Here is a 17,316-nt window from a genome sequence, read left to right as displayed (position 1 = left end):
GGTTTTCTTCGTTTATAACCGTTCTAGTTTCTCAGAACCATTAAAAGCACAGGATACATTGATTAAATTTATTAAGGGCGTACATTGGTTTTCTCCACCAGATGGCACTGATTTGCGTAGAAGTAGTTCCATCATCCGTTTTACATCTTCCATCATGACGGAACTAGCCCTGATGGCAGCGGTCCCGATTTTTCATCGGGTAGCGTACAGCAGGATAGGAGCCAACCTATAAGCACAAAAACTGCGCTCCAAGAAAATATAATACTTTAGCATCTGGGCCTGTTTACATTTTCGATTATCCATTTTCCATCCTCTATTACACGTAAAAAGTACACTAAAAATGATTATCCCTCTTGTTAAAAAATGTAAAATCTTTCATCCTCAAAGCAATAAAACCGTATTATTGTAGTAATACGTAGATAATACTATGATGAACGCTAACCTGAAGAAATTAATCTTTCTTACTATTATTCTGTGCCTAAACTTTAGCGCTTTTGCCCAGAGTAAAAACGTACAGCTCCCTGCCAATTGGTTTAATTTAGATTTACTCGAGAATGGATATTTTGGAATCAGTACAGAGAAAGCTTACCGCGAACTTCTGAAAGATAAAAAACCTAAACAGAATATTATTGTAGCCGTAATCGATGGAGGGGTGGATATCAATCATCAGGATCTGCAAAGTGTTTTATGGACCAATAAAAAGGAAATTCCCGGAAATGGGATTGATGATGATGGTAATGGTTATATCGATGATATCCATGGATGGAATTTTATAGGTTCTAAAAAGGGAAACCTCGAATTTGATAACCTGGAACTGGTTAGGTTATTAAGAATTTATACCCCAAAATATCAATCGACAACCAATCTAACCCCATTAGATAGTACACAAAAAGAAGAATTCAGGCTTTATAAAAAAATGGTTGGGGATTTCGGTAAGAAATACGAAGATGCAAGTAACACATTTTCTGTTCTAATTGCCATTAACAAAGTTTTAGATTCTGTAGCGAAAATAAATAAAAAGCAAATACCTGCTTTAGAAGATATCGACCGTTATAAAGCCGACGATGAAACAGAAGAACAAGTAAAAACGATTATCAGGAAAGGTTCGAAAGAAGATGGTGGTTTTGATAAATTTTATAAAAATATAAAAGAGGGGTACAAGCAATATGATGCCATGTTGAAGTACAACTTAAATCCTAAATACGATATGCGTGGGGAGTTAGTCGGCGACGATTATAACAACGCTTACGAAAAGAATTACGGGAATAATGATGTGAAGGGACCAGATCCTTTCCATGGTACGCACGTATCGGGTATCATAGGAGCAAACCGTACAAATGCTTTAGGTGTTTTAGGCGTGGCCAACAACGTAAGTATTATGGCCATTCGTGTGGTTCCTACCGGTGATGAACGTGATAAGGATGTAGCCAATGGCATTCGCTATGCAGTTGATAATGGTGCTAAAGTGATCAATATGAGCTTTGGAAAGAGCTACAAATGGAATAAAAAAGCTGTTGATTCTGCAGTTAAATATGCAGAACTTAAAGGTGTATTATTGGTCCATGCAGCAGGGAATGACAACCAGAACAATGATTTAGAGGAAAATTATCCCAATAAATATTACGATAGTAAGGAAGCTGAGGCTTATAAAGAAGCCAATAAAAAACCCGCCAAACCTGATTTTACACCACCTCGCCCCATTGGACAGAATAATGGAATGGGGATGCGCCCTCCTTTTGAGCGCTCTACTTTAGTTAAATCTTTAGTGATAGATTCTGCTAAATTTAATCTTCCACATGCCACCAACTGGATCGAAGTTGGCGCAAGTGCTTATAAAGATGATGATAACCTGAAAGCAGATTTTTCTAATTACGGTAAGTATAGTGTAGATGTTTTTGCACCTGGATTTTTAATCAAATCTACCGTTCCCGATAATAAATATGAAGAAGCTGATGGTACAAGTATGGCTTCGCCGGTTGTTGCAGGTTTAGCCGCTTTAGTTTTAAGCTATTATCCTGAATTAACGCCCGCTCAGGTGAGAGAAGTTATCATGAAATCAGTTTCAAAAGTTGTACATAAAATTAAGTATAAAGATGATAAGGGCGGGAATGTCCGTGTGCCTTTTAGCGAAATATGTGTGAGTGGCGGCATTGTTAATACCTACAATGCACTTAAACTGGCAGAAACATATAAATAAGAGCTTTTTAGAAGCACATGGTTACTACAGCTATTTAAGTTTGTTCCCTTGCTTCGCTGTATCCCTTTGCTGCGCTTTCGGGGATGTCGCTTCGCCCGGGGCTAAGCACTCCGGTAAGTGCCCTGAATGAGAAGAGTAAAATATATTTATAAAAAACCACTAAGCTAGGTTTTTTATAAACTGCTGAAAGGTACCGAAGGGATAGTTTTTAGCTTTCATCCACCACACAAGTGCTTCCATACGTTCGATCATTTTGATTCCGGTATTTTTTCTAATATAACCAGGGAAACCAAAACGCTCAAAATCGTTCAGGTCAGTAAATTCCCATGGGTGGAAATAAATATTCAGGTATTTATCTTTTTTATATGTCCAGCTGGCCAGTGTTTTATAAATACTTAACGGTAAATTATGGAACGATAGCCAAAATAATGGAAACCTTACGAGTGGACTTACCGATGCGGGAATCTGCAAAACATTGTCTTTAATAAAATGCGTTCTGGAGATGTTAAAATTATTATACCTACCGGGTAAATAGGTTGGGTTAATCGAGGTATTATAAGTATATCCAGCTTTTTCTATTTCTTTTTCATCCACAGGCATCATCCTCGCCATGCGGTAACCGGTAATTTCTTTGCCCGATAGCTCTTCGAGTTTGAGCTTCGATTGGCGTAAATGCTCGGGTTTAAAATCAGAATGATAATAACCATGTGAGGCCAGTTCGTGACCGGTTTCTGTAATGCGTTTAATCAGATCAGGGATATTTTCGGCAAAAGTTACAGTACAAAAAAACGTAGCTTTTACCTGGTATTTATCCAGAAGATCTAAAATAGCAATGGTACCAGCCCTCGATATGGCAATCTGATCTTCAAAAGAAATAATTTTTCCATATTCAAAAGGCATATCAAATTCTTCGATATCAAAACTTAACAGTACCATTTTTATTGAGGTTGAATATTGGTTGAACGGATGATGTAATTAGGACGGTTTTTAGACTGCATGAACATTTTACCCACATAAATACCTATAATGCCTAAAATAATAAGCTGTAGGCCTCCAAAAAAGACAATAGTCATAATTACCGATGCCCAGCCAGAAACCTCTACGTGGTTTACAAATGCATAAATAATGTAAGGTATATAAAGTACCGATGCAAATGAGAGGATGAAACCAAGATAAACAGCAGAATACAGTGGTTTTATACTAAAAGAGGTAACACCATGCAAGGCAAGCCTCAGCATTTTTTTAAAGGTGTATTTGCTTTGTCCCGAAAAACGTGCAGCAGGATTGTACCGGATGGCAAACTGTTTAAAACCAAGCCATTTCACCAAACCACGCAAAAAAGGTTCGTTTTCGTGGAAATTCCTGAAAACACTCACTACTTTCTGGTCAAGCAAACGAAAATCGGCTGCTCCTGGCTCTAAATCGATATCAGATAACCAGTTTAGGGTTTTATAAAATAAGTTTGATGAGCTTCTTTTACCCTTTGACAGGTTTTTATCTTCTTCCCGTATGGTATAAACCACTTCAAATCCTTCCTGCCATTTCTGTAGCATTTCGGGGATCAATTCTGGCGGGTGTTGCATATCGCAATCCATGGAAATTACGCAGTCTCCAAAAGCATGGTCCATACCTGCTTTTACAGCCAGTTGATGCCCAAAATTTTTAGAAAACTCGAGAAAGAAAATGTTATCAGCTTTTGCCGCATAATCTTTTATTTTTTCAAGGGTATGATCGGCACTTCCATCATCAACCAGGATAATTTCGTAACGGTAATCGATCGTAGAAAAAACATGCTTAATGCTTTCGGCAATTACGAAAACATTATCGGCTTCATTGTAGGCAGGTATTACTATAGAAACTAGTTTATTCATTAATCGGCAATCAAATAAGATTCAAAATCTTCTTTCATCATTTGATAAATTATGGTTAGCCAAATGATTACGCAAGGTAGGGCTTTAAGCGAATATAGACGAATAAATTCTTTAACAGCCCTTGGGAAAATGTCGGTTGGTGATAAGCTGGTGAGTATAAAAGCGAAAATAAATAAAGCAATTATCCACCCTTTTTTAGGGTTTTGCTGCACTATAAACCAGATGGCCACCCCTGCAAAAGCAATGATGTAGGTTGGCGATTCTGATCCACTGCTAAATATTACCGTAAAAATAAGTGTAGAGGCCAGCAGCATAAGCCTAAACCCTAGATGTTTGTATTGGTTGATGCGGGTATAAGGCAAACCGAACAATATTAAACCACCCAATAAAAATGGCATGTTCGGAATGTTAATATTGCCTGTAGCCCTTCGTACAATTCCCATTAAAGAAATATCCTGAAAAGATGTTAATGAGGCATTCAGGTCATTTTTATGTGCCAAAGAGTGGTACCAATCACTGTAAGACTGGATCACAAATGCCGGAGAGGAAATCACCATAGGCAACGCAAATAACAGTGCGAATGCGATAAAGCAGCCAAGAATGAATTTTACTTTGTTTTTGGTAAAAAAGAAAAAGGCCAGCCCAACAATTCCGTAAAGTTTTACTAAGGTACCAAAAGCGATAAAAAAAGCCGACTGTACCTCTTTTTTCTTAATCAGGTAAGAAAAACTGAGTAATATGATTCCCGTTAACGCAATATTAAACTGGAAACTGAAAAGTGCAGTTAGCGCCTCATGCGCACAAATCCAGGCAATAATGGTTCTTTTATTAAGCGATATGGGCAGGCTGTAAATACCCCAAAGCAGTACGCACACATTGGCAATGTTCCAGAGAATACTGCCCAATCCATCGGGCAATAAGGCAAAAGGTGCAATAAAAACTGAAAATACAGGTCCGTAATGATTGCTGTCTAAATATTCTGGATAATTGTTATACAAATTTTGCAGATCCGTAGTATGCCAATATACATATTTAAAAATAAGGTAATTGTTGTAGGTATGATGGTGATATTGCTTAAAACCCGATACTATGGCCAGTATAAGGTAAATGGCAATGACACATTCCTTTTTTAAAAGAAACGAGAATACTTTGTTCGGATAAGCGTTTTTAAAATTGTTCATTATGATTAGTGCCGCTAATATAACCATTTTTACAGCTTGCTTAATCATCTATTCTTTTGAAGATTTCTTTTTTCAAAAGGATAGCAGGTGTACTTTAAGGTAGATCCGGGTTAAAACTTTTCACCTGTTTTTAAATCAGAAAGGTTAAAATTTTTGAACGAGCCGATTCCTGCGAAAACAATTTTAAAGCCCATCAATTTTCCAATCGGTGTATGGTATTTGGTTTTAAATATTTCCTTATTGTCGATAAAAACAATCACATGCTGATTTTCGATTCGTAATTTGACCCTACCTCCGCCTGTAAGATCATCACCAAACTTTCTCAAATCATCTTTTGCTCCACTTTTAGCTATTTCCGAAAATTTATAAGAAACCCAGGCCGTGCATTCAGGTTTAATAATACTTAGATAATGGCTGTCGTTTTCTCCGAATACAACGATATCAACCTGAGAGCAACGTACACCCGGGCGTTCTGCCGAGGTAGTAATGTCAGCATAAAATTCAAAATTATCGGCACTGATGTGTGTCGGTTTTACGTTGGCAAAAGAGACAAAGAATGTTTTACTGGTATCAATTCCTGCATCCAATAGCGCGCTCGTTGTTACATGCGAATCTAACGTATTCGTATGCTTTCTTAATATTGGATATACCCTCGTAGTATCGTGTTGCATTGTTGCAATAATATCCCAGCCTTTACTCTTCAGGTATACGTAAGCGGTATCTATAATGGTATTTTTATAATAAAGTATAGGAAAATATCTTCCAGGTGTTTCATAATAATGGTTAACAATGGTATCGCTAAAGTTAGATCGCTTTGGTTTGTTATCCGCAAAGTCTACCGTAAAATTAGCCCGGTCATCTGTAAGCTTTCCATTAACTTTAAGTTTAAAAATTGCTGAGTGTGGACTTTTCCCTTCAGGATTTAAACAGGTTAATTTAACATTGATAACCTCGTCTTTATGATTAATAAAAAAGCAGATCCCGATAACAGTCATTATAATTACCGATAACGCAAAATAGATATAGTTCTTTTTCTTATTGCTAGTTTCTTTTGGTTTCGAATCTACCTTAACTGGCGTGGCAGTTAAATCTGCTTTTTCGGTAAGGGGATGTAAAAGTTCAAATTCGTACCAATCCCTAAAACCAATAAATTGTGCAAGCGCATCCCTCGTTGCTTTTTGAGGATAATAACGGGTAGGTTTTTTAAGCTTACCGAAAACCCGTTTGAGTGTATTTTCACTTAAATGAACCTTCGTTTTCCGATATAATAATCCACTAAGTTTAATGTAATCGCTGTTTTTCCATTCCGAAATGCTTTTTTCACCAACCTGATCTGCTACTTTTTTACAACAGATATCCAGCTGTTTAAAAAACACAGAGTTTTCGGCCTGTACAAATTCACTATTCATTCGGTTTAAGTGGGTGATTATTAGTTTGTTGTCTTGTCAATAATATTGGTAAACATTTGTATAAATGGTTATCGTTTGGGGATCTGGATCATTGTCTAAGTTTAGGTTAGCAAATAAGTGAAGAAATATCACCGCTTGCAAAACAAACTAATTTCTATAAAACTAGCCAAATTTAATGAAAAAAAAACTACTCTTAATGGTGTTCTTTTTGTGTACTTACTATGCACTTAAGGCACAAACCAAACCGATTACCGGAAAAGTAATTGATGCAGGTACAAAAGAAAGTCTGATCGGGGTAACCCTAAGCATTCCCGGTACGAAAACAGGTACTACAACCGATGCTAACGGCCAGTTCAGTTTAAATGTTCCGGCTGGTACCAATAAACTGTTGGTTAGCTATATCGGCTATCAGGAACAAACTGTTTCGATTAGCGGAACAAACCTTGTGATTAGCTTAGCCGCCGACACCAAAACCCTGAATGATGTGGTGGTTGTAGGTTATGGTACACAGAAAAAGAAAGATTTAACCGGGGCAATAGCTACAGTTAGCGGGCAAGACATTACAAACCGTCAAACCTTGCAGGTATCAGAAGCTTTGCAGGGTGCAGTTCCTGGTGTAAGTGTTACCCGTAGCAGTTCGGCACCGGGGGCAGGCGCTACGGTACAAATTAGAGGGGTAACTACCCTTAATACCAATGGGCCTTTAGTGGTTGTTGATGGAATACCTGTGAGCAGTATGGATTTGGTTAACCCAAATGACATTGAATCATTAAGTGTATTAAAAGATGCCGCTTCGGCCGCAATTTATGGCTCCAGGGGTGCGGCAGGGGTAATTTTAATCACAACCAAACGTGGCGCTAACGGGGCGTCCAATATAGATTACAATTTTGAGTATGCCTTGCAAAAGCCAACGGCCCTGCCTGAATATGTAAATTCGCCCAAATATATGCGCTACTTTAACGAGCAGGCCGTTAATGATGGTGCTGCAACAGGCCCATATGCGCAGGATGCGATTGACAATTTCGAAAAGAACAAATTGGCTACTCCGGATAAATTTCCCTTTGCGGATACGGATTGGCAGGACTTAATTATGACCAATAAGTATGCACCAAGAAAACAACATGATTTGGTGTTTACTTCGGGAACCGAAAAGTTAAAAACAAAAGTTTCGTTGGGCTATCAGGATGTAGGGGCATTTTACGACAATTACAATTACGAACGTTATCAGTTCAGGGTAAATAACGACATTAAAATCAGTAATAAATTCACTGCAACTGCAGATTTGGCCTTTCGCCGATTAAACAACCTTGCTCCGGTGGATAACCCTTTTAGTGGACAAACCCCTATTTACGAAGCCAGGGTAATGCCCCCAATATATGCGGCTTATTACACAAATGGCGCTTATGCCCTTGCCAAAGATGGAAGAAATCCGTTGGCACAATTAAATGAGGGAGGCACCACTACTTCAAAATCTAACCAGCTTCAGGCTAGATTAGCATTAAACTTTAAACCCATTAACGATTTAACATTAACTGCGGTTGTTGCACCAACTTTCGATTTTAACAAGAGCAAAGCATTTTCAAAGAAAATTGCCTTTACGAACCCCGATGGTAGCCCAAGTGCCGCAAGCAATACATCGCTTACCACATTAGATGAGACCCGGGATGAAATTTATCAAATCACCGGGCAGTTTTTGGCTAATTATACCAAAACCTTTAACAGCAAACATCATTTTAGTGCTTTGGCAGGTTATGAAAGCATTTACTCCAATGCCGAATCGCTTAGCGCAGGCAGAGATGGTTTCCCGTTATTAGATTTTCCTTATTTAACGGTCGGTTCAACTGCATTACGCGATAATGCCGGTGGCGCAACCGAAGAAAGTTTACATTCGGTGTTTGGCCGGGTTGCTTACGATTATATGGGCAAGTATCTTTTTCAGGCAAATTTAAGGCTGGATCAATCTTCAAGATTTGCACCAGGTTTTAGAAGTGCAACTTACCCTTCGTTCTCAGCTGGCTGGGTGCTTTCAGAAGAAAATTTTATGAAAGAGGTAAAATGGGTTAATTTCTTAAAATTGAGGGCGTCGTATGGCGAGGTTGGTAACCAGCGGATAATTGATCGAAATAACAATAATGCACAGGTTTATTATCCTTATCAGGCCAATATCGATCTTCGAAATGTTTTATTCTACCAAAATGGTGTATTAGTTCCTTTAAGTTCTGGAAGCCAATCCGTTTATGCTGTAAGCAATATCAGATGGGAATCAACCCGTTCTACAGATGTAGGTTTGGATGCCACATTTTTAAACAACAGGCTAAATGTTACTGCTGATTATTTCAAAAAAAGCACAAAAGATATTTTATTGCAGTTAGACATCCCGTTAAATATGGGTTATAGTAAACCCCAACAAAATGCCGGAATACTTGATGTAAGTGGTTGGGAGTTAGGTTTAAACTGGAAAGATAAAATTAACGATTTTACCTATAGCGCTGGTTTTAACATTTCTGATGCTAAAAGTAAAATAAAAAACATGAGTGGTACACGCCAGGAAAGTGGCAGCACATTAGTTAACATGGAGGGAAGCCAGTTTAACGAATGGTATGGCTATCTGAGTACAGGTATTTACCAGACTGCCCCAGCAGCAGGTACCGCAAAAACCAGTGCAGCAGTAACTGCTGGCGATATTGGCTATAAAGATATAGATGGCAATGGAATCATTAATGCTGATGATAGGGTATTGTTAGGAGGCTCGTTGCCGCGTTACCAATACGGCGGTAATATAAATTTAGGTTATAAAGGCGTTGATTTTGGCATTACCTTTCAGGGAGTAGGTAAAAAATTAAGCCGGTTGAACAATGATATCGTTCGGCCTTTCCAAGAGCAGTTTGGTAATTTTCCAACTTATTTAGAGGGTAATTTTTGGAGCAAAACCAATACACCTGAGCAAAACTTAGCCGCAACCTTACCCCGGTTAACCAATACCAATGCCACTAATAACTATGCCTCATCAGATTTTTGGTTGTTCGATGGCTCTTACTTCAGGTTAAAAAATGTTACGCTTGGTTATACTTTTGATAAATTGAATATTTTTCAAAAAATAGGGCTTAAATCAGTGCGTGTATATGTTTCTGCTAACGATTTCTTAACCAGCAGTAAATATCCTAAATATGCCGATCCTGAATCTGGCAATGCAAACTATCCTATCGTTACTACATTTTTAAGTGGTATAAGCGTTAAATTTTAATCTATACAAAATGAATAAGACCATCATATATGCATTTTTGGCGATAGGCTTTGTTACTGCATCGTCATGCAAAAAACTTGATTTAACTGATCCCTCAAGTCCTTCAACAGGTAGCTTTTATGCTAATCAAAATGAGTTGGAGTTGGCGGTAAACGATTTATACCGTTTAGAGTTTTGGACTGCGCAAACGGCAACTACTATCTCCTCTACTACAGGAAAAGAGGTGCCTGCTGCATCGGTAGTAGAACTTACCGGTGCTTTTGAAGAATTTTTCTCTGATAATTGTTTTTATCGGGGTGGATCAGGCGGTAATCCGGTAATTGCAGGGAGTTTGGCTTCTGATAATGCCAATGTACAAGCCTATTATCTAAACTGTTACAAAGCTATTGCCAGGGCAAATGCCTTTTTGGAAAATAAAGATAAAGCTGCCGCCAACACACCTCCGGCAATAATGACCCGATTAGAAGCAGAAATGCGCTTGATCAGGGCTTACCAATATGCCAAATTAATAACCCACTTTGGCGATGTGCCTTTAAATATCAAAACTTTAACCATAGAAGAGGCTAAAAATGTAAATAAAACCAGCAAAGCTGATATTTATACTTTTTTAAAGGGTGAGTATGAGTTTGCCGCACAAAATTTGCCGCAAACGTATGGTACTGCCGTAAAAAGATTAACCAAAGGTGCAGCATTGGCTTTAGAAGCACGTACTGCTTTATATATGGGCGATTGGGAAACTGCCAGGGTAGCATCATTGGCGGTAATGAATTTAGCAGGAGGTTATACTTTGAATGCTTCTTACGATAACCTTTTCCAATTGGCCGGAGAGCAAAGTGCAGAAATTATATTCAGCATACCCAGAGATCAAACCCAACAGATATTTGGTGTACCCGATGATATTATAACACGTAATGCTGGCGGTTTTGGCGCTACTTTACCCACCCGCGAATTGGTTGATGCATTTGAATGTACAGATGGAAAACCAATTGACGAGTCTCCGTTATACAATCCATCAGATCCTTTCACCAACCGCGATCCACGATTAATTGCTACAATAGTACCTTTTTATAATAATACACCTTCAACTGTGGTGCCGCGTACGAGTTATTGGTTAGGTTATAATTATAACCCACATCCCGATTCGGCACAGGTATGGAGCAATAAGTTAGGCCGAAAAGTAACCAATAACGATACGCGTGCTGTCGCACCTTTTGCAAGTTTTACTGGTTTTGTATTTAAAAAAGGTGTATCGCAGAGTTGGTCTGATACACATAAAGAAGATAATGATGCCATTATTATCCGCTATGCAGAAATACTACTTACCTATGCGGAAGCAAAAATTGAACTGGGGCAGGCTGATGCTACCGTACTTGATGCCATTAACAAAGTTAGGGCCAGGGCTTATGGCGTACCGGTTACCCAAACCGCTGCTTATCCAGCAGTTACTACTTTAGATTTAACCCAGCTAAAAAATGTGGTAAGAAGAGAGCGTAGGGTAGAGTTTGCTTTTGAAGGCCTGCGTTACATGGATTTAATCAGATGGAAATTAGCAGAAAAAGCATTAACACGTCCCGTTATTGGCCTGCCAGATCCGGTAAACCAAAATAGAGCGAAATGGCCTTTCCCTGGCGTAACACCAATAGATGATGACGGTATTGCCGATTACAGTGGTTTTGGTGCAGATGTTAAAGTTTTATTTCAACGCAGCTTTGATAAATCCAAACAATACCTATGGCCCATTCCAGCTGTTGAAGTAAGGGCAAATCCAAAATTAACACAAAACCCAAATTATTAATACATAATAGCCGGAAGCATTTTCTTTCGGCTGTTTAAACTACATTTATGAAACTGAGATTAAAACTTGGTGCTATAATCAGCACCGCCATTTTTACTACACAACTGGCTTATACCCAAACAAAACCTTTACAGGTAAGTGGCATTTACCCGCATCTGGCCACTTTTAATGAAGGCTGGCCAAAAAATGAAAATCAGAATAACGGGTTTGGGCAAGGCTATGAAAACGGTATTGGCGCCATTACCCCCTGGGCTGGTCAACTTTGGCTGGTAACTTATTCACCACACCAGCCTAAAGGAAGTGCTGATAAATTATACAGTATTGATAAAGACCTCAATGTTACCATCCATCCAGAAAGCATTGGTGGTACTCCGGCAAACCGGATGATCCATAAAGAATCCAACCAGTTAATTACCAGTAATTATTTTATCGATGATAAGGGAAAAGTAAGGGTAATTCCGTTTTCAAAAATGGAAGGAAGGATGACGGCAAATGCTCGCCATTTAACAGATCCCGCCAATATGGTTTATTTCTATGATATGGAAGGAAAAGTTTATGAAGTAAATGTACATAGCCTCGCTGTAAACAAACTTTTCGAAAAACCAGTACCCGGATGGCATGGAAAAGGTGCTTATACTTCCCAGGGTTTATTTGTGGTAGCCAATAATGGAGAAGACGAAGTTTTTAAATGGACTAAGGATATGCTAAAGGTAGGTGATGTACCCAAAACGCCTGAAGAAAAAGGTGTTTTAGCAAGCTGGGACGGAAAAGACTGGAAAATAATTGAGCGTAAACAATTTACAGATGTAACAGGTCCGGGAGGCATTTATGGGGCACCGAATGATAAAAGTCCGCTTTGGAGCATTGGATGGGATAAACGCTCGGTCATTTTAAAGCTGTTAGATGGGGGGCAGTGGTATACTTATCGTTTACCAAAGGCCGCACATACTTATGATGGCATTGGAGGTTGGTATACCGAATGGCCACGTATCCGCGAAGTAGGTAATGGTAAAATGTTAATGGATATGCACGGCATGATGTACGATTTTCCTAAGGCCTTTTCCAGAAGTAACAGTGGTGGCATTTCTCCTTTAAATACACATTTACGTTACATCCCTGATTTTTGTAACTGGAATAATCAATTGGTTATCGCCACAGATGAAACTACCGTATTGCAAAATCCATTGGCCGGGCGATCGCAATCTAACCTATGGTTCGGGCAATTTGCCGACCTTAAAACCTGGGGCGCAGCAACAGGCTGGGGAGGGTCGTGGGAAAATGATGAGGTAAAAGCAAACACAGCGTCGGATGCATTTTTAGTAAATGGCTTTGATCGGAAAGTATTACACCTTAAAACTGATCAAGCAGCTTCCATCACCATAGAAATAGATAAAATAGGCAATAACAAATGGCAACCTTATAAAACCATCAAGCTAGTGGCCAATAAATACCAATATTTTATATTCCCTGCCGATTTTAAAGCTACCTGGGTCCGTTTTAAAACAAATGTAAATTGTACCGCAACAGCGTTTATGCATTTTACAGGAAAAACACAAGCTAAGCAAGAAACATTATTTAAGGCTTTAGCGAATATTGATGATAAAGGAACGATTAACGCTAATATCATACGTCCGGCTAATTTTAATAAAAATTTGCAGGTATTAAATACCAACCGTAATCAATATACTGAAATTGACGAAAAGTTAACAGCCGTAGCACCTGCAGTAGACAGTACGGCACAAATGTTACGGTTAGGTACATTAAAGAAAGGTTATACGGTTGATGATGCTTCCATCATTATTAAAGATAAAACCGGAACTTTTCGTTTGCCAAAAGGATCAGGCGAATATGAAAAAATGTCTTACCGCGATAGGCGTGAAATTGAATCAGAAAGATTTATGCTAAACATCTCCGGAACTTTTTATGAAGTAGGCAGAGAAAGCGGTTTTATTGCTTTGCGCCCGGTTACTACCCACAATAAAAAAATAGTAGATTTCTGTACCTGGAGGGGATTATTGGTGTTGAGTGGTACTAAAACAGACGCTAAACCTGATGCACAGTATTTTGGTAATGATACAAATGGTTTATGGTATGGCGGAGTTGATGATCTTTGGAAAATGGGTAAAGCTGTTGGACAGGGTGGGGTTTGGAAAAATACGGCTGTAAAAGCAAATGAACCATCACTTCCCTATATTATGACGGGTTACGATGGTAAAAAGGTTAGCTTAACGGCAGATAAAGATGTAGCCATTACCTTAGAGGTTGATTTCGATTTAACGGGCTTTCATCAATACAAAACATTCGCGATAAAAGCTGGTCAAACTATAGATTATACTTTCCCCGATGGTTTTAGTGCTCACTGGGTAAGAGCGATAAGCAATAAAGACTGCCAATCTACAGTAACATTTACGTATTTCTAAAAAGACTAAGTCAAAAATGTAGTTTATTAGGGTGATTATGAGTTTTTTATCCGTTCATAGTTTTGGATAAGCTTTGGACGGGGTCAAATTATAATTTCTCTGGCTTAGCTACTATCATTGTAACGCAATGAGATATTAGGGATATCTAATGTGCGAAGTTTAGGGATAACTAACGCAATCGATGCAGGGGCGCCTGCCCTTGCATTTGATTTAGCCTACATGATGAACCATAAATATCTAGTTAGTATTTATGAGGTTTAGTTGATTAGTATAAAGCCACTGTGTATAACACTGTGGTTTTCTTGTTTTAGCGCGCTTCATTCCAGTAATTATTTTCTGATCGAACATTGAAAAGGATTTAAGTTATGCCAGATATAAGAGCGCTATTTATTGACCGCCCTAATTCTCCTGAGATCAACTTACTTTCCAACAATTTAATGCTTATTCTGTACAGCCAGTTACCCATTAAATTAAAAAGGTATTATAAAATTGTTAAGTGTATCGATTTAGTAAAACCTTTTACTAACTTTAAGATACTGAACCAAATAGATCATCAATCTTCCTTAAAAACTATGAAAAAATTACAACTGCCACTTTTTGTGGCGCTGGTACTCACCTTTAGTGCCTGTAAAAAAGAAGAACAACTTAAAGAAAATTTCTCAAATCCGAATTTAAAAGATGGCACAAACCCTAACGCTCAACTGTTAAGTTTTTCATTAAACAACTGGATGAGTGTGGTAACCGATCAAACCAGTATTGCTGCCATCTCTATCCCGGGTACACACGATTCAGGTGCTACAATAGAACCTGTTGCAGGTACGGCTAAATGTCAGAATCTGAGTATTGCCGATCAGTTGAATGCGGGAGTTCGTTACCTCGATATCCGTTGCAGGCACATCGATAATGCTTTTGCCATTCACCATGGCGCCATTTACCAAAACCTCAATTTTAATGATGTGCTGAATGCCTGTATCAACTTTTTGAACAGTCACCCAACCGAAGCCATTATCATGAGTGTTAAAGAAGAGCATACATCCTCAAACAATACACGTTCATTTGAGCAGACTTTTGATGCCTATGTACAGCAAAATCCTGGTAAATGGGATTTGGGGAACAACATTCCAAACCTGGGCAGTATTCGTGGAAAAATCAGGTTGTTGAGGCGGTTTTCGGGTTCATCACCAAAAGGTATCGATGCTACTGCATGGGCCGATAATACCACTTTCGATATCAGCAATTCGGCAGCCAATTTAAAGGTTCAGGATTTTTACAATGTTAACGATGTAAATACCAAATGGACAAGAATTGAAACTTTATTAAATGAGGCAAAAAACGATACCTCAAACAAACTTTACCTTAACTATGCAAGCGGTTACAAAGCCGGTGTTTTCAGTATTCCGAGTATTACTACGGTTTCAAACGCTGTTAATCCAAAAATCACTACTTTTTTTACCAATAATACCCACGGTAAATTCGGTATTATCCCGCTTGATTTTGTTGATTCGGGCCGGAGCCAATTAATTGTAAATACAAATTTCTAATCCTAACCTCTTGATTTATTGGTTCAGGTAATGGCGGTACATCCAAAAAGGGTGTACCGTTCTGTTTTTGAGAATAAAAAAATATTAAATGGTAATTTAGTTGTGATAGCTAAAACATTAGCTGATATTTGAATATCAATTATTGCTATGGACATCAAAGATTTAACCAAAGTAGAAAACCAGCTGATGCAGGTACTCTGGAAATTGGAAAGGGCTTTTGTGAAAGAGATTATTCACGAACTTCCTGATCCTAAACCCGCCTACAGCACCGTTTCAACCATTATCAGGATATTGGAAAGCAAAGGGGTAATCGGTTACGAAGCCTTTGGCAAAACCCACCGTTATTACCCTTTAATCAGTCGTGAAGAATATATGCGCCACGAAGCGGATAAATTCCTGGGTAATTATTTTTCTAATTCTGTGCAGGATATGTTTTCTTTTTTCATCCGTGAAAAGAAAATCGACTTAAAAGACGCGGGTGAAATACTTAAAATGATCGATCAGATTAAAGATTAGGTTATGGCAGTATCATTTTATTTATTGTGGGCCAATGCATCGCTCATTATATTTTACCTGTTTTATCTGGTGCTTTTCAAAAAAGAAACATTTTTTGTCTTCAACAGAATCTACCTGCTTTCGGCAATAGTTTTATCGTTATTAATTCCCTTAATTGATTTGTCAAAAGTGATAAAGCTCCAAATGGTCGATATTGTGCTAGGAGATATTTCTACTGTAGCGAGCGGATATATTTCAACTGTTGCCAAACAAAAATTCGACTGGTTTTTGATGACTTATTGGAGTGGAGTAGTGCTTAGTGCTATAAATCTTTTGATCAAACTAATCGGGGTAAAAAAAGAGATCCATTCGCCAGAAAACGGTGCTGCTTTTTCTTTTTGGAGAACAAAAATAATCGATCCCGCTTTAAACGGAATAGAAGTGATTAATGCCCATGAATCTATACATGTGCGGCAGCTACATACCATTGATGTACTTTTAGTGGAACTGGTAGCTGTTTTTTTCTGGTTTAATCCTATTATTTATTTTTATAAAAAGAGTATAAAATTTATTCATGAGTACCTGGCTGATGAATATGCAGCAAGACTTTCAGGAAGCAAGAAGCAATACGCCATGACTCTTTTTTGTCAGAATTTTAAAGCAAATCCTAATCTTGCGAACACTTTTTTTACGCCGTCAGCGCTAAAAGCGAGAATAGCCATGTTGAACCAGAAAAGATCGGCAAAAAATGCTTTATGGAAATATGCATTGTGCCTACCGCTCATTTGCATGTTGATGTTATGCTCTTCATTTAGGGCAACGGATTTTTCTGTTTCCAGTAGTCCTGATCGATTGGCCAGTCTTCCGGGTGGTTTTCGTGCGTTTAGGTCTTACCTCATCAGTTCAACCAGGAAAATCAATGGCAAAAACGGAAAAGTAATTGTCAGTTTCATTGTAGAAACAGACGGAAGCATTACAGGCGAAAATATTGTAGAGGGATTGGATAAAGTAAGCAATGATGAAGCGATCCGCGTGATCCATCAGAGTCCTAAATGGGAACCCGCGATACAAAATGGAAAAAAAGTAAGATCATCTTATCGGATAGGAATCAATTTTTTAAACTGAAAATCAGTTATTTAAAACATTTGTAGATTTATATCTAA

General features: G+C 38.3%; 12 protein-coding genes. 8 read left to right on the top strand and 4 right to left on the bottom strand.

Features of this window, described 5'->3' with window-relative positions:
• Positions 1-232 (top strand): hypothetical protein (locus R2R28_RS14265; protein WP_316826356.1); only part of this gene is annotated, 232 nt, incomplete at its 5' end.
• Between the two features lie 198 nt (positions 233-430).
• A complete protein-coding gene (locus R2R28_RS14260; RefSeq protein ID WP_410479180.1) occupies positions 431-2,197 on the top strand; it encodes a S8 family peptidase in 1,767 nt (588 codons plus the stop codon).
• A gap of 159 nt (positions 2,198-2,356) precedes the next feature.
• On the opposite strand, the gene R2R28_RS14255 is transcribed toward R2R28_RS14260, so the two are convergent.
• The 4 genes from R2R28_RS14255 to R2R28_RS14240 form a co-directional block, all read right to left on the bottom strand.
• Positions 2,357-3,133, bottom strand: coding sequence for a polysaccharide deacetylase family protein (locus R2R28_RS14255; protein WP_316826354.1), 777 nt, complete (start codon positions 3,131-3,133; stop codon positions 2,357-2,359).
• A gap of 2 nt (positions 3,134-3,135) precedes the next feature.
• Positions 3,136-4,068, bottom strand: a complete 933-nt coding sequence (locus R2R28_RS14250; protein ID WP_316826353.1) for a glycosyltransferase family 2 protein — start codon at positions 4,066-4,068, stop codon at positions 3,136-3,138.
• Positions 4,068-5,249, bottom strand: a complete 1,182-nt coding sequence (locus tag R2R28_RS14245) for a glycosyltransferase family 87 protein (RefSeq protein ID WP_316826352.1) — start codon at positions 5,247-5,249, stop codon at positions 4,068-4,070. Before R2R28_RS14245 ends, R2R28_RS14250 begins: the two co-directional genes overlap by 1 nt.
• Positions 5,250-5,359: 110 nt before the next feature.
• Positions 5,360-6,658, bottom strand: coding sequence for a hypothetical protein (locus R2R28_RS14240; protein ID WP_316826351.1), 1,299 nt, complete (start codon positions 6,656-6,658; stop codon positions 5,360-5,362).
• Positions 6,659-6,833: 175 nt separating this feature from the next.
• Between R2R28_RS14240 and R2R28_RS14235 the strand changes: the two genes are divergently transcribed.
• From R2R28_RS14235 to R2R28_RS14210, 6 genes are all read left to right on the top strand, one after another.
• Positions 6,834-9,902 (top strand): TonB-dependent receptor, encoded by a 3,069-nt coding sequence (locus tag R2R28_RS14235; RefSeq protein WP_316826350.1) that lies wholly within the window; start codon positions 6,834-6,836, stop codon positions 9,900-9,902.
• Positions 9,903-9,912: 10 nt separating this feature from the next.
• On the top strand, positions 9,913-11,697 hold the full coding sequence (locus R2R28_RS14230) for a RagB/SusD family nutrient uptake outer membrane protein (RefSeq protein WP_316826349.1): 1,785 nt from the start codon (positions 9,913-9,915) through the stop codon (positions 11,695-11,697).
• 47 nt (positions 11,698-11,744) lie between these two features.
• Positions 11,745-14,117: a hypothetical protein gene (locus R2R28_RS14225; RefSeq protein WP_316826348.1), complete on the top strand. Its 2,373-nt coding sequence runs from the start codon at positions 11,745-11,747 to the stop codon at positions 14,115-14,117.
• Between the two features lie 572 nt (positions 14,118-14,689).
• Positions 14,690-15,658: a phosphatidylinositol-specific phospholipase C gene (locus tag R2R28_RS14220; RefSeq protein ID WP_316826347.1), complete on the top strand. Its 969-nt coding sequence runs from the start codon at positions 14,690-14,692 to the stop codon at positions 15,656-15,658.
• A gap of 147 nt (positions 15,659-15,805) precedes the next feature.
• Entirely contained in the window at positions 15,806-16,174 is a 369-nt protein-coding gene (locus R2R28_RS14215) for a BlaI/MecI/CopY family transcriptional regulator (RefSeq protein WP_316826346.1), read from the top strand.
• Between the two features lie 3 nt (positions 16,175-16,177).
• On the top strand, positions 16,178-17,278 hold the full coding sequence (locus tag R2R28_RS14210) for a M56 family metallopeptidase (RefSeq protein WP_316826345.1): 1,101 nt from the start codon (positions 16,178-16,180) through the stop codon (positions 17,276-17,278).
• Positions 17,279-17,316 lie beyond the last annotated feature (38 nt).

Origin of the sequence: Pedobacter miscanthi, assembly GCF_032678605.1 — a bacterium.
Lineage (GTDB): Bacteria > Bacteroidota > Bacteroidia > Sphingobacteriales > Sphingobacteriaceae > Pedobacter > Pedobacter miscanthi_A.
The sequence above is the reverse complement of the archived record's forward strand: the minus strand, read 5'-3'. Positions and strand labels throughout refer to the sequence as shown.

Coding starts and splice junctions, on each gene's coding strand:
- R2R28_RS14220 (WP_316826347.1), top strand. CDS start 14,690: ATGAAAAAATTACAACTGCCACTTTTTGTGGCGCTGGTACTCACCTTT.
- R2R28_RS14215 (WP_316826346.1), top strand. CDS start 15,806: ATGGACATCAAAGATTTAACCAAAGTAGAAAACCAGCTGATGCAGGTA.
- R2R28_RS14210 (WP_316826345.1), top strand. CDS start 16,178: ATGGCAGTATCATTTTATTTATTGTGGGCCAATGCATCGCTCATTATA.
- R2R28_RS14240 (WP_316826351.1), bottom strand. CDS start 6,658: ATGAATAGTGAATTTGTACAGGCCGAAAACTCTGTGTTTTTTAAACAG.
- R2R28_RS14230 (WP_316826349.1), top strand. CDS start 9,913: ATGAATAAGACCATCATATATGCATTTTTGGCGATAGGCTTTGTTACT.
- R2R28_RS14245 (WP_316826352.1), bottom strand. CDS start 5,249: ATGAACAATTTTAAAAACGCTTATCCGAACAAAGTATTCTCGTTTCTT.
- R2R28_RS14255 (WP_316826354.1), bottom strand. CDS start 3,133: ATGGTACTGTTAAGTTTTGATATCGAAGAATTTGATATGCCTTTTGAA.
- R2R28_RS14225 (WP_316826348.1), top strand. CDS start 11,745: ATGAAACTGAGATTAAAACTTGGTGCTATAATCAGCACCGCCATTTTT.
- R2R28_RS14235 (WP_316826350.1), top strand. CDS start 6,834: ATGAAAAAAAAACTACTCTTAATGGTGTTCTTTTTGTGTACTTACTAT.
- R2R28_RS14260 (WP_410479180.1), top strand. CDS start 431: ATGAACGCTAACCTGAAGAAATTAATCTTTCTTACTATTATTCTGTGC.
- R2R28_RS14250 (WP_316826353.1), bottom strand. CDS start 4,068: ATGAATAAACTAGTTTCTATAGTAATACCTGCCTACAATGAAGCCGAT.